This is a genomic window from Bradyrhizobium canariense, assembly GCF_018130465.1.
GTDB classification, from domain to species: domain Bacteria; phylum Pseudomonadota; class Alphaproteobacteria; order Rhizobiales; family Xanthobacteraceae; genus Bradyrhizobium; species Bradyrhizobium canariense_C.
In genome coordinates, this window is the sequence record NZ_JAFCKJ010000002.1 from 536,165 (window position 1) to 549,882 (window position 13,718).

At 65.3% G+C, this 13,718-nt stretch carries 11 protein-coding genes; 7 read left to right on the forward strand and 4 right to left on the reverse strand.

Going from position 1 to position 13,718, the window contains the following annotated elements:
- Positions 1-95: 95 nt before the first annotated feature.
- Entirely contained in the window at positions 96-2,834 is a 2,739-nt protein-coding gene (gene mutS / locus JQ591_RS06795) for a DNA mismatch repair protein MutS (RefSeq protein WP_211395244.1), read from the reverse strand.
- Positions 2,835-3,050: 216 nt separating this feature from the next.
- Between mutS and pcaF the strand changes: the two genes are divergently transcribed.
- The 6 genes from pcaF to JQ591_RS06825 all read left to right on the forward strand — a co-directional run bounded on the left by pcaF (position 3,051) and on the right by JQ591_RS06825 (position 9,717).
- Positions 3,051-4,259 carry a 3-oxoadipyl-CoA thiolase gene (gene pcaF, locus JQ591_RS06800; protein WP_211395245.1) on the forward strand — a complete coding sequence of 403 codons (1,209 nt, stop codon included), beginning with the start codon at positions 3,051-3,053 and terminating at the stop codon, positions 4,257-4,259.
- 137 nt (positions 4,260-4,396) lie between these two features.
- Complete coding sequence (locus JQ591_RS06805) at positions 4,397-5,290, forward strand: dioxygenase (protein WP_211395246.1); 894 nt, start codon at positions 4,397-4,399, stop codon at positions 5,288-5,290.
- 96 nt (positions 5,291-5,386) lie between these two features.
- On the forward strand, positions 5,387-6,088 hold the full coding sequence (gene pcaH, locus JQ591_RS06810; protein ID WP_027514573.1) for a protocatechuate 3,4-dioxygenase subunit beta: 702 nt from the start codon (positions 5,387-5,389) through the stop codon (positions 6,086-6,088).
- On the forward strand, positions 6,089-6,679 hold the full coding sequence (gene pcaG / locus JQ591_RS06815) for a protocatechuate 3,4-dioxygenase subunit alpha (protein ID WP_211395247.1): 591 nt from the start codon (positions 6,089-6,091) through the stop codon (positions 6,677-6,679).
- 208 nt (positions 6,680-6,887) lie between these two features.
- Positions 6,888-8,579, forward strand: a complete 1,692-nt coding sequence (locus tag JQ591_RS06820; RefSeq protein WP_211395248.1) for a methyl-accepting chemotaxis protein — start codon at positions 6,888-6,890, stop codon at positions 8,577-8,579.
- Between the two features lie 76 nt (positions 8,580-8,655).
- On the forward strand, positions 8,656-9,717 hold the full coding sequence (locus JQ591_RS06825; protein ID WP_211395249.1) for a phosphotransferase: 1,062 nt from the start codon (positions 8,656-8,658) through the stop codon (positions 9,715-9,717).
- Positions 9,718-9,848: 131 nt separating this feature from the next.
- Here the strand turns inward: JQ591_RS06825 and JQ591_RS06830 are convergent, their stop codons facing one another.
- Genes JQ591_RS06830 through JQ591_RS06840 form a run of 3 tightly spaced genes read right to left on the reverse strand, consistent with a single transcriptional unit; the run spans position 9,849 to position 13,060 of the window.
- Entirely contained in the window at positions 9,849-11,405 is a 1,557-nt protein-coding gene (locus JQ591_RS06830; RefSeq protein ID WP_211395250.1) for an MDR family MFS transporter, read from the reverse strand.
- A gap of 4 nt (positions 11,406-11,409) precedes the next feature.
- Positions 11,410-12,585, reverse strand: coding sequence for an HlyD family secretion protein (locus JQ591_RS06835; RefSeq protein WP_211395251.1), 1,176 nt, complete (start codon positions 12,583-12,585; stop codon positions 11,410-11,412).
- The gene (locus JQ591_RS06840) at positions 12,578-13,060 is read right to left on the reverse strand and encodes a MarR family winged helix-turn-helix transcriptional regulator (protein ID WP_211395252.1); all 483 of its coding nucleotides are present in this window, start codon (positions 13,058-13,060) and stop codon (positions 12,578-12,580) included. The genes JQ591_RS06835 and JQ591_RS06840 overlap by 8 nt, the downstream gene beginning before the upstream one ends.
- A gap of 157 nt (positions 13,061-13,217) precedes the next feature.
- Here JQ591_RS06840 and JQ591_RS06845 point away from each other — a divergent pair, with 157 nt between their 5' ends.
- A complete protein-coding gene (locus JQ591_RS06845; protein WP_211395253.1) occupies positions 13,218-13,712 on the forward strand; it encodes a Fur family transcriptional regulator in 495 nt (164 codons plus the stop codon).
- The last annotated feature ends 6 nt before the right edge of the window (positions 13,713-13,718 follow it).

A 13,718-nucleotide genomic window follows, 5' to 3' on the forward strand; every position in this document is an offset into this window, starting at 1 on the left:
CGTAGAGTGGGTTAGCGTAGCGTAACCCACCACTTTTGTTTCTGCCGTGACAGAAGCGGTGGGTTACGCCTTCGGCTAACCCACCCTACAGACCGTCACTGCTTCGGCAGCTTGGCCTTCAACGCATACAGCGCATCGAGCGCCTCGCGCGGCGACATCTCGTCGGGGTGCAGTCCCTTGACCGCGTCCATCAGCAGTTCGGCCTCGCTCGGCGGCGCGGCCTCCGCTGCCGCGCGAGAGGGCACTGCGAACAGCGGCAGATCGTCGGCGAGCGCGCGTGCGGTCTGGCCGCGGTCCTGGGCTTCCAGCTTTGCCAGCACGGATTTCGCGCGCGTGATCACGGTCGGCGGCAGGCCGGCGAGCTTCGCGACCTGGATGCCGTAGGAGCGGTCGGCCGAGCCCGGCAGCACCTCGTGCAGGAACACGACATTGCCCTGCCACTCCTTCACGCGCACAGTGGCGTTGAACATCCGCGGCAGTTTCGCGGAGAGCGCGGTCAGCTCATGATAATGCGTCGCGAACAGCGTACGGCAGCGGTTGCTCTCGTGCAGGTGCTCGATCGCGGCCCAGGCGATCGACAGGCCGTCGAAGGTCGCGGTGCCGCGGCCGATCTCGTCGAGGATGACGAGCGCGCGTTCGCCGGCCTGGTTGAGGATGGCAGCCGTCTCGACCATCTCCACCATGAAGGTCGAACGGCCGCGGGCGAGATCGTCGGCGGCGCCGACGCGCGAGAACAGGCGGTCGATGATGCCGATCCGCGCGCGCGAGGCCGGCACGAAGCTGCCGATCTGCGCAAGCAGCGCAATCAGCGCGTTCTGGCGCAGGAAGGTCGATTTGCCGGCCATGTTCGGACCGGTGAGCAGCCAGAGCTGGCCGGATTTTTGGGCAGGGCTTGGCGAGAGATCGCAGGCATTGGCAATGAACGGCTCGCCATTGCGCTTCAAGACCTGCTCAACCACGGGATGGCGGCCGGCCTCGATCGCGAAGCCGAGAGACGAGTCCACCTCGGGCCGCACATAGTTCTCGTCGATCGCCAGCTTTGCCAGCGACGTCGCGACGTCGAGCAGCGCAAAGGCATGGGCAGCGGCGCGCAGATCCTCGCTGACTGCCAACGCCTTGGCGCAGAGCCGCTCGAAAATCTCGAGCTCGAGCCCGAGCGCGCGGTCGCCGGCATTGGCGATCTTCGCCTCGATCTCCCCCAACTCGGAGGTGGTGAAGCGGACCTGGCCGGCCAGCGTCTGACGGTGGATGAAGGTCGCGTTCAGCGGCGCCGACATCAGCTTGTCGCCGTGCTGCGCGGTGACCTCGACGAAATAGCCGAGCACGTTGTTGTGCCGGATCTTGAGACCCTTCACGCCCGTGTTGTCGGCGTAGCGCGCCTGCATCGAGGCCACCACCAGGCGCGAGGCGTCGCGCAGGTTTCGCGTTTCGTCGAGCGCAGGCTCGTAGCCCTGGCGAACGAAGCCGCCGTCGCGCTTGATCAGCGGCAGTTGATCGTCGAGCGCCCTGGCGAATTCCGCCGCGAGCTCGCGCGATGGCCTTTGCAGCGCCGCCATCACCGCGGCGATCTCCTGCGGCGGCTGGTCGAGCTCGCCGAGCCGCGCCAGCACCTGGTCGGCGGCGATGACGCCGTCGCGCAGGCCAGCGAGGTCGCGCGGCCCGCCGCGGCCGACCGAGAGCCGCGCCAAAGCCCGCGACATGTCGGGCGCACCGCGCAAAATGCTGCGGATGTCCTCGCGCGCGGCCGAGTCGGCAACGAAGGCGCTGACGGCATCGAGCCGCCGCGCGATCGCCGCCGCATCGGTCAGCGGCGCGGCGAGCCGTTGCGCGAGCAGACGCGATCCGGCCGAGGTCACCGTGCAGTCGATCGCATCGAGCAGCGAGCCGCGGCGTTCGCCCGCCAGTGTCCTGGTCAGTTCGAGATTGGTGCGGGTGGCGGGATCGATCGCCATGGTCGCCCCCGAAGCCTCGCGCGCGGGCGGCGATAGCGGCGGATGTTTGCCGACCTGGGTGCGGTCAACATAGGTGACGGCGGCGGCAGCAGCAGTGGCTTCCAGCCGCGTGAGCTGCGACAGTCCGTCCATGGTCGCGACGGCAAAATAGTCGCACAGCCGCTTCTCGGCGGTGGCGCCGTCGAAGACGTCGCGGGTCAGCGGCGTCACCGCCGGCAGCTCGCGCAGGGTCTGTCCGAGCTCGCTGTCGTTGTAGAGCGCGTCGGCGACGATCGCCTCGTTCGGGTTGATGCGCGCCAGCGTGGCGGCCAATTCGCCACCGCTGCATTCCAGCACCATGAATTCGGCGGTCGAGATGTCGATCCAGGCGAGGCCAAAGCGATCGCCACCGGCCGACGAGCGTGCGCGCGCGATCGCCAGCAGATAGTTGTTGGCGCGCGCGTCGAGCAGCGTGTCCTCGGTCAGTGTGCCCGGCGTGACCAGCCGCACCACGCCGCGGCGCACGACGCTCTTGTTGCCGCGCGCCTTGGCGGCGGCGGGATCCTCGGTCTGCTCGCACACCGCGACCCGGTGCCCGGCGATGATCAGCCGGTGCAAATAATCCTCGGAGCGCTCGACCGGCACGCCGCACATCGGGATATCGGCGCCTTGATGCTTGCCGCGCTTGGTCAGTACGATGCCGAGTGTCCTGGAGGCGATCTCGGCGTCCTCGAAGAACAGCTCGTAAAAGTCGCCCATCCGGTAGAACAGCAGGAGGCCCTGATGCGCCGCCTTGATTTCAAGGTACTGTTCCATCATCGGCGTGACGCGCGCGGCAGCTTCCGCCTGTGGCGCGGGCGTATCGTCGGGGGGCGGTACAGGGATCGGTTGTTGCATTGTCATGGGCGGCGCAACCTACAAAATTTCGTCCCGCGCTCCTATCGCTTTGGCCGGGGAGGGGAGGTTTTCCACGTTGTCCGCACCGCGGCATGCGCAACCCGCGTGCGCACCCCACGGAACACGCGCGTATCGGTCAATTGACCTGCCGCGGGCGCCCTCCTAAAACTCCGTCGACATTGAAGAATTTAGGCCGGATCGCGGCATTCAGGGAGAACAACGATGCGTGACGTCTTTATCTGCGATGCCGTGCGGACCCCGATCGGCCGTTTCGGCGGCTCCCTCGCCAAGGTGCGTGCCGACGACCTTGCGGCGGCCCCGATCAAGGCGCTGATGGCCAAGCACCCCAATCTCGACTGGGCGCAGGTCGACGAGGTCTTCTTCGGCTGCGCCAACCAGGCCGGCGAGGACAACCGCAACGTCGCACGCATGGCGCTCCTGCTGGCGGGCCTGCCGGATTCGGTTCCCGGCCAGACCCTGAACAGGCTCTGTGCCTCCGGCCTCGATGCGGTCGGCGCCGCCGGCCGCGCCATCCGTTCCGGCGAGATCGAGCTCGCGATTGCCGGCGGCGTCGAGTCCATGACCCGCGCGCCCTTCGTGATGGGCAAGGCGCAGGAAGCGTTCTCGCGCTCCGCCGACATCTTCGACACCACGATCGGCTGGCGCTTCATCAATCCGCTGCTGAAGGCGCAGTATGGCGTCGATGCGATGCCGGAGACTGGCGAGAACGTCGCCGAGGAATTCCAGGTCTCGCGCGCCGACCAGGACGCCTTCGCGATCCGCTCGCAGCAGCGTGCCGGTGCCGCGATCGCGGCCGGCTACTTCGCCGAGGAGATCACGCCGATCACCATTCCCGGCGGCAAGGCCGGCCCTGTTACCGTCGACAAGGACGAGCATCCGCGCCCCGAGACCACGCTCGAAGCTCTGACGAAGCTCAGGCCGATCGTGCGTAATCCCGGCACGGTGACCGCCGGCAACGCCTCCGGCGTCAATGACGGCGCCGCCGCGATGATCCTGGCGTCAGAGGCTGCCGTGAAGAAGCACGGCCTGACGCCGCGCGCCCGCATCCTCGGCCTCGCCTCGGCCGGCGTACCGCCGCGCATCATGGGCATCGGCCCGGTGCCGGCCACCCGCAAGCTGATGGAGCGTCTCGGCAAGAAGATCAGCGATTTCGACCTGATCGAGCTCAACGAAGCCTTCGCCTCGCAGGGTATCGCCTGCATGCGCCAGCTCGGCGTTGCCGACGATGCCGATTTCGTCAATCCGCATGGCGGCGCGATCGCGCTCGGTCATCCCCTCGGCATGAGCGGCGCGCGCCTTGCGCTCACCGCCGTGCACGGCATGGAAAAGCGCGGCGGCAAGCTCGCGCTCGCCACCATGTGCGTCGGCGTCGGCCAGGGCGTGGCTGTCGCGATCGAGAAGCTGAACTGACCGGACGCGCAGCGTTCGGGCATCCCGGGGCGGTGCATTTGCACCGAACCCGGGATCTCGAGATTCCCCGGTGCGCAATTGCGCACCTCAGGTCTGGTCCTCCGGACCATTCCTGAATGACAGGGAGAAAGTAGCCCATGATCATCGCGCGCGAGCAGGACGTCACGGCCGCGGCATTGGCAGTGATGGAGCGGACGTCCGATCCCCGGCTGCGCCAGATCATGGTCTCCCTGGTCAAGCATCTGCATGGTTTTGTTCGCGACGTTCGCCTGACCGAGAAGGAATTCCGCGACGCCACGGCTGTTATCGCCGAGCTCGGCAAGCTCTCGACCGACACGCATAACGAGGTCGTGCTGATGGCAGGCTCGCTCGGCGTCTCGCCGCTGGTGTGCCTGCTGAACAATGGCGATCAGGGCAACACGGAAACCGACCAGTCGCTGCTCGGACCGTTCTGGCGGTTGAACTCACCGCGCGTGGAGAACGGCGGATCGATCGTCCGCTCAGAGACGCCGGGCGCGCCGCTGTTCGTCAACGGCCGCGTCGTGGACAAGGACGGTCGTCCCGTCGCCGGCGCCGAGGTCGATGTCTGGCACGCCTCGCCCGTTGGTCTTTATGAAAACCAGGACCCCGAGCAGGCCGACATGAACCTGCGCGGCAAGTTTACGACCGACCAGGACGGAGGCTTCTCTTTCCGCTCCGTGATGATGGTCGGCTATCCCATTCCGACCGACGGCGTGGTCGGCCGCCTCCTGGAGGCGCAGAGCCGTCACCCCTATCGTCCCGCGCATCTCCACGCCTTGGTCTTCAAGCCCGGATTCAAGGTGCTGATCTCGCAAGTCTACGACCCCGCCGATCCGCATATCGATAGCGACGTGCAGTTCGGCGTGACGAAGGCGCTGATCGGCAAGTTCCTGCGCCATGACACGCCTCATCCGACCGCGCGCGAAGTCGCGACGCCCTGGTATTCGCTCGACCATGTCTACCGGCTCGAAGCCGGCGAGGCCGTCCTGCCGCGTCCGCCGATCAAATAGGGCTCAAAGCCGCTTCCCCAAATTAGTTATGTCCTATAATGATTGGCGGAAGCGTTGACCGGTCGGACCGACGATGACCGGGGGAGGAGTTCGCCAATGACATTCATCTATCCCGTTGACAGCAACACGGCGCATCCGCTGCCGCTGTCGCCCGAGTACAAGAGCTCGATCAAGCGCGCGCCGAACAAGCCCTTGATCCCGATGCGCCATACGCTGTCGGAGCTGACCGGCCCGGTCTACGGCCACGAGACCGTGCGCGAGGGCGACAACGACCTCACCACTCAGCACACCGGCGAGCCGCTCGGCGAACGCATCATTGTGCACGGCCATGTGCGCGACGAGGACGGCCGCGGCGTGCCGAACTCGCTGGTCGAGATCTGGCAGGCCAATTCCTGCGGCCGCTACGTTCACGTCCGCGACCAGCATCCGGCCCCGCTCGATCCGAATTTTACGGGCGCCGGCCGCACCGTGAGCGACGCCTCCGGGTACTACCGTTTTGTCACGATCAAGCCTGGCGCGTATCCCTGGGGCAACCATCACAACGCCTGGCGTCCCGCACACATCCATCTCTCGGTGTTCGGCCATTCCTTCGTCACGCGTCTCGTGACGCAGATGTACTTCCCGGCCGATCCGCTATTCCCGTTCGATCCGATCTTCAATTCGGTGCCGGACGAGAAGGCGCGGGCGCGGATGGTGTCGTCGTTCGATCTCGAGAACACCCAGCCCGAATGGGCGCTGTGCTACCGCTTTGACATCGTGCTGCGCGGCAAGAACGCCACGCCTATGGAGAACCATTAAGTGCAGGACTATGGGATCACGCCATCGCAGACCGTCGGCCCGTTCTTCAAATACGGCCTGACGCCGACCGGCGAGTATGCCTGGAACGATGCGTTCACCAACTCGACCCTGACGCCCGACGTCACCGGCGATCGCGTCCGTATCGAGGGCCGCGTGTTCGACGGCGATGGCGTCGCTGTGCCCGATGCCATGCTGGAGATCTGGCAGGCTGACGCGCAGGGACGCTTTGCCGATCCGCAGGACAAGCGCGCGCTGCCGAATGCGAGCTTCCGCGGCTTTGCCCGCTGCGGCACCGACAAGGACGGCAATTATTCCTTTGAAACCATCAAGCCGGGCGCGGTGCCCGATCCCGACGGCAAGCCGCAGGCGCCGCACATCGTTCTGGCGGTGTTCGCGCGCGGCATGCTGCGACATCTCTATACCCGCATCTATTTCGGCGACGAGGCCGGCAATGCCACCGATCCCGTATTGGCGGTGGTGCCCGCCGATCGCCGCGCCACGCTGACCGCCGAGCGCGAGGCCGGCAAGCCGGTTTACCGGCTCGACCTGCGGCTTCAGGGCGACAACGAAACGGTGTTTTTCGACGTGTGACTCCAGCGTCGTCCCGGACAAGCGGAGCGCTGATCCGGGACGACAGCGGCGGACAGAGCCCAACCTTCGCTGCCCGAAACCGCTCACCTGACGCCGTTTCCCGTAGTTTTCCGGAGTTCGCGCGATGCAATTTCCGCGCGATGCAATCCCGTGTTTACCGTAATCCTTTAGGGTCCGTTGGATTCGGCGCGGCCCATCGGATTGTTCCATGAAAATTCGCCTTTCGCTTTCTTCCGCAATCATTGCTTTCGGCATCGCTCTCGCCATCGGTTTCACCGCCGTGGTCTCCACCAGCCTTTACGCCTTGAAAGAGCTCAAGGTCGGCGGTCCGCTGTATTCCGACATCAAGCTCGGCAACGACCTCATCGCGGACATCCTGCCGCCGCCGGAATATGTGATCGAGGCTTATCTCGAGGCCACTCTCGCCATGCGCGAGCCGGACCAGTTGGCGGCCCATGGCGAACGCCTGGTCCAGCTCCGCAAGGATTACGACGAGCGCAAGGCATTCTGGGTCACATCCAGCCTCTCGGCTGACCTGAAGACGGCCCTGGTGTCGAAATCCGACGCCGAGGTGCAGAAGTTCTGGAAGCTGTTGTCCGACCAGCTTCTTCCCGCCCTCAAGGCCAAGGACACGGCCGCCTCCGAGCGCGCCTACGCGCAGCTCAAGGATGCCTACACCGCGCATCGCGCCGTCATCGACAGCATCGTCGAGAGCGCCAACAAGCAGAATTCCGACATGGAGAAGCTGGCCGCGGACCGCGACAGCTCCATGCTTTATATTCTCCTCGGCGTCTCCGCCGCCGTCCTCGCCTTCATTGCGGCGGGCCTGCTCGGTGTCGCCCTCGGCGTGGTGCGCCCGATCGTGCGCATGACCAGCACGATGCAAAAGCTCGCGACCGGCGATCTCGCCGCCGACATTCCTTTCGCGCACCGACAGGACGAGGTCGGCTCGATGGCGGGCGCGCTCCTGGTGTTCAAGCAGTCGGCGCTCGAGAATTCCCGCCTGCGCGAGGAGCAGTTGCAGAAGGAGCAGGAGGCGGCGCTCGCCAAGCGCGGGGCCCTGCAGCAGATGGCCGAAACCGTCGAGCGCGAGACCGGCCGCTCGGTCGACACCGCGAGCGCGGCGACGCAAGGCGTGGAGCGTGCCGCCTCCAGTCTGTCCGAGATCGCAAGGTCGCTCTCGGCACAGTCGCAGGCGGTCGCGGCCGCCTCCACCCAGGCCCTCGGCAGCTCGCAGACCGTCTCGGCCGCAGCGGAAGAACTCAGTGCTTCGATCCGCGAGATCGCAACCCAGGTCGCGCGGACCAGCACAGTTACAAAATCGGCGGTCGCCGGTCGTGAAGAGGCACGCTCGACCATCCAGGCGCTGGCCGGATCGGTGAAGAAGATCGCCGAGGTCTCCGACCTCATCGGCGGCATCGCCGGCCAGACCAACCTGCTGGCACTCAACGCCACGATCGAGGCGGCGCGCGCCGGTGAGGCCGGCCGCGGCTTCGCGGTGGTCGCCGCCGAAGTGAAATCCCTGTCCGACCAGACCGCCAAATCCACCGAGGAGATCGGGCGGCTGATTGCCGAGATCCAGGCCTCGACGCAGGCCGCGGTCGACGCCGTCGAAACCATGGGAGGGCACATCGTCGAGATCGACGGCGTTGCCACCTCGGTTGCCGCCGCGATGGAAGAGCAGGATGCCGCGACACGCGAGATCACGCGCTCGATCTCCGAATCGGCTTCCGCGGCGAGGGAGGTCTCGGCCAAGATCGGTGATGTCAGCCGCGACGCCGCCTCCGTGAACGAGCGCGCCGCGGAGGTCAGGCAGGCGATCGCCGGCATGGCCGCCAATCTCGAACAGCTCCGGTCGGTTGTGGTGCGGACCGTGCGCGACTCGACCGCCGCGGCTTGAAGTCGGGCGCCAAGGCCGCTGGCGCCCGGCAGCGCGGTTGTGCAGAATGCAGCAACGCGACGGGAGTCGGGCTCTCATGACAGATTCACGATTGCCGGAGATGGCGGACGCGGCACGTCTCACGACGGCGTTGCGCAAGGCCGGCGCACTGGACGCCGGCGCCGTGCGCGAGGTGAAGGTGCTGCATGAGCGTGACACGGTGGTGTCGCACATCACCAGGCTCGGGCTGCGCTATGTCGGGGAATCTGCCGGCTCGCCGCAATCGCTGATCCTGAAGACCGCGAATTCCGCGTTCGCGCGGACGCTCGCGAATGCCGGCCGGCACGAGGTGGCCTATTACACGCAGCCTGCGCCGAAGATGCCGCCGGGACTCGTGCCGCGCTGCTTCGACGCGCATTTCGACGAGGAGAGCCTGGTCTGGCACCTGTTGCTCGAGGATCTCACCGACAGCCACGAGATCGCAACGCAATGGCCGCTGCCGCCGTCGCGCGAGCATACGGTCGCGATCGTCACGACGCTCGCGCGCTGGCACGCGGCCTGGTGGGACCATCCCGATCTCGGCGAAACCGTCGGCAGCTGGGCGAGCACCGAAGACAGCACGCAACATATGGAGACGTTTGCGGGTCATTACGACCGTTTTGCCGATCTGCTCGGTGACCGCCTCAGCGAGGAGCGGCGCATTCTCTATCGCCGCTTCATCGATCAATCGGCTCGACTGTCCGACCGCTATAATTCGCGGCGTCACCTCAGCATCACCCATGGCGATGCCCATACCTGGAACTTCCTGCTGCCGCGCGCCGGTGTCGCCGATACCGTGCGCGTCTTCGATTTCGACCTGTGGGGTATCGACGTGCCGACCAACGATCTCGCCTACATGATGGCGATGCATTGGTATCCGGAACGACGCCAGGGGCGCGAACGGCTGCTGCTCAATCTCTACCACGATACGCTGATCGAAAGCGGCGTCACGGGCTACACGCGTGGCGCGCTGGATCGCGACTACCGCTGGTCAGTGCTCTGGCACATCACCAAGCCGGTCTGGCAATGGAGCATCAACATCCCGCCAGTGATCTGGTGGAATAATCTGGAACGGGTGATGATGGCGGTCGAGGATCTGGGTTGCGAGGAGTTGTTGTAGCAGCTCGTGCTACACCTTCGCTGTCGTCGCCCGGCTCGGCCGGGCGACCCAGTATTCCAGAGACGTTCGTGGATGCGTAGAAGCCTCGGCGTACTGGATGCCCCGGTCAAGCCGGGCCATGACAGCCGTGGCTACTCCATCACCGCATGTTCCGGCCCGGCCGCCTGCTTGCGCAGGGTGGCCTTGGTCGAGCCGATCAGCAAGGCGAGCGGGATGGTGCAGAGAATGAAGAACATCACCAGTTCGTAGTCGTGCGCGAAGGCGATGATCTGCGCCTGCACGCTGACCATGCGATCGGCCATGGCGCGGCCGGCGTCGGTGGAGAGATTGATCATGCCGCTGACGCTGGGCATCTGGAGCGCATGGTTGAACGGGTTGATGTGTTCGGACAGGATCGCGTAGGTCCGCCGCGTGCCCTGCGTCAGCTGGGCGATGACGACGGAAATGCCCACCGAGCTCGCGACGTTGCGCATCAGGGTCAGCATCGCGGTTCCGTCGGTGCGCAGCTCATTCGACAAGGTCAGGAACGCCACGGTCGATAGCGGCACGAACACGAGGCCGAAGCCGAAGCCCTGGATGACGCTGACGGTCACGATCTCCGGCACCTGGGTCAAATCGGTCCAGCCGGTCATCTGAAACAGCGAGCCCGCGGTCAGCGTCAGGCCCGTGATGATCAGCGTGCGGGCCTCGAAATAGCGCATCATGCGGCCGACCAGCATCATGGCGAAGAAGGTGCCGAAGCCGCGGCTCGCCAGCAGCAGGCCCGCGGTGATGATGGGATAGCCGATCACGTTCTGCATGTAGGGCGAGGCCAGCGCCATGGTCGAGAACAGCACGAGGCCCATCACGACCATGAACATGCAGCCGGTGACGAAATTGCGATCCTTGAACAGCGCGAAGCGGATGAACGGCGTCGAGGTCGTGAAGGAGTGCGCGATGAAGAAGTAGAAGGCGACGGCCGAGACGATGAACTCCGCAATGATCTCGCCCGATTCGAGCCAGCCCAATTGCTCGCCGCGGTCGAGCGCGAGCTGAAGCGAGCCGATCGCGACCGCCAGCGCCGCGAAGCCGAACCAGTCGAACTTGAGGCTGAGATCCTTTCGGGTCTCGTCCATGAAGATGATCAGCCCGATCACGGTGATGGCGCCGAACGGCAAATTGACGAAGAACACCCAGTGCCAGGAATAAGTCTCGGTCAGCCAGGCGCCGAGCGATGGACCCATGATCGGCCCCATCATCACGCCCATGCCCCAGATCGACATCGCCTTGGCGCGTTCCTGGAGCGTGTAATAGTCGAGCATGACCGACTGCGACAACGGCACCAGGGCCGCGCCGAACACGCCTTGCAGCAGGCGGAACAGGACCATCTGGTTGATGTCCTGCGCAAGTCCGCACAGCACCGAGGCGAAGGTGAAGCCGGCCGAGCAGATGATGAAGATGCGCTTGCGGCCGAAGCGGTTGGCGATCCAGCCCACCGGTGCCGTCATGATCGCGGCGGCGACGATGTAGGAGGTCAGCACCCAGTTGATCTGGTCCTGCGAGGCCGACAGCGTGCCCTGCATGTAGGGCAGGGCGACGTTGGCGATGGTGGTGTCCAGCGCCTGCATGATGGTTGCCGTCATGGCACAGATCGTCACCATGTTCCGGCGCAGGCCGGGGACCATAAGGGCGGGATTGGACTCCGCCATTGGATTAGTCCTTGTCCTGATCTTTGTCCTGGCTCGCGGTCGCCGACAGGCCGAGCAGGCCGGCGAGCGAGCGCTGATGGCCGGTGTCGATGGTGGCGTAGACGCTCATGCCGGCCTTCAGCTTGCGCACGTATTTGTCGGTCTCGTCGAAATAGATCCGGATCGGTACGCGCTGCACCACCTTGACGAAATTGCCGCTGGCGTTCTGCGGCGGCAGGATCGCGAATTGCGCGCCGGTGCCGGGCGAAAGCGAGCCGATCTTGCCCTTGAAGATATGGTTCGGGAACGCGTCGACCTCGAGCGTGACCGGCTGTCCTTCGGTGACGTAGGTGAGGTCGCTCTCCTTCGGATTGGCGTCGACCCAGGGGTGGGCGACGTCGATGATGGAGAACACCGGCGTGCCGGCGGCGACGTAGCGGCCGAGCTGGATCTGCTCGACCTGTGTTGCCACGCCATCCATCGGCGCGCGCAGCACGGTGTGGTCGAGGTTGCGCTGGGCATCGTCCAGCTTGGCTTTCGCCTGCGCGTAGGACGGGAATTGCTCCAGCGGCAACTCGGGATTGCCCAGCAATTGCGTCCTGGCATTGGAGAGTTGCTGCTTGATATATTGCGCCTGCGCGCCGGCCGTCACCAGTGCATTCGACGCGTTGTCGAGATCGAGCTGCGAGCCGTAGTTGTTCTTCACCAGCGCCTGCTTGCGCTCGACGTCACGCTGCTTCAGGTCGACGCCCTGCTGGGCGAGATTGAGCATGTCGCCGTAGATATTGATGTTGGCAACGAGATTGTCATAGGTCGTGCGCGCTTGGGCGAGTTGCGCTTTGGCTTCTTCCAACGCGTGACGGAACGGAGCGGGGTCGATCTCGAACAGCTCGTCGCCGTGCTTGACGATCTGGCCCTCCTTCACGACGACCTTCTGGATTTTGCCGGAGATATCAGGCGTCACCAGCACTTTCTGCGCGCCGACATAGGCATCGTCGGTGCCGATATAGCGGCCGCCATTGAGATAGAAGGTGAAGCCGGCGACCGCGACGACGACCGGCAGCACGACCAGGAGCAGGACGCGGCGATAACGGCGCAAGCCCGCCATCAGGCGGCGGCGCGGATTGGTGCCGGCTTTCTTGGTGGGCTTGCCGCTGTCGATTTTCTGCTCGGGCTGGAACTTGAGAACTTGATCAGCCATAGCGCTGCTCCTTACGCGCTTGCTCCGCTCCACTGGCCTGGATCGCGGTACGCACGTTTTCCTTGATTGTTTCGAGCTGGGTGAGGAGGCGATGGGCGTCCGCCGGAGTGATGCCGTCGAGTGCGTTGGCCGTGAGCTCGGACTTCAGCCCGCTCATCCGTCCGAGCAACTGCCGCCCGGCCTTCTTCAGGTACAGCCGCTTGACGCGGCGATCCGAAGGATCGTTGCGTCGTTCGATCCAGTCACTGTCACAGAGTTTGTCGATCAGGCGCGTCAGCGTGATCGGCTGCACCTCGAGAAGCTCGGCGAGTTCGGACTGCTTCATGCCTTCGCTGCGCTCGACCTTGGCCAGCACCGCCCATTGCGCGCGGGTGATGCCGAAGCGCGAGGCTTCCTTGTCGGCATAAACCCGGAGCAGGCGATAGAGCTCGGCGAGCGTAAACAGGAAATTCTGGTCCACGGGCCCTCGGCTCATGAGCTTGGTCTCCAATAAGCTTGGGATATAATAAGCAAGCTTATGATTATTTCATGGCGGGTTTGCGGGACGCTGTCCCGCAGGACGAGCATGGCTGATCGCCGCATCGCCGGTCCTGCTTTGGGTTCCCCTTTTGAAATGCTAGAACGTCCGTCGCATGACCCTCGCAAAACCGGCATTTCCCGCGCCCGACCACGATCACGGCCGCTGCACCGCGGATGCGCTGGCGCATGCCGAGGCTGTATGCGAGCAGCGCGCGCAGAAATTCACGCCCATACGCCGGCATGTGCTGGGGGCGCTGCTCTCGAGTCATCGGCCGCTCGGCGCCTATGAGGTGATCGACGAGCTGGCGAAATCGATGCCGCGGCCGGCGCCGATCACGGTCTATCGTGCTCTCGATTTCTTGATGGCCAACGGCCTCGTGCACCGAATCGAAAGCCGCAACGCCTATCTCGCCTGCGCCGCTCACGACCACGACGCGACCTCGGCGGTGACGTTCCTGATCTGCGAGCGCTGTGGCCTGGTCGGTGAGATTCCGTCGGCAGCCTTCGCCAGGGACCTCAACGCCGCCGCGCGCAGCTCAGGCTTCGCTCCCAAATTGTCCGTGGTGGAAATCACGGGCGTCTGCGCGCATTGTCAGCAAGCTGCATAGAGCAAC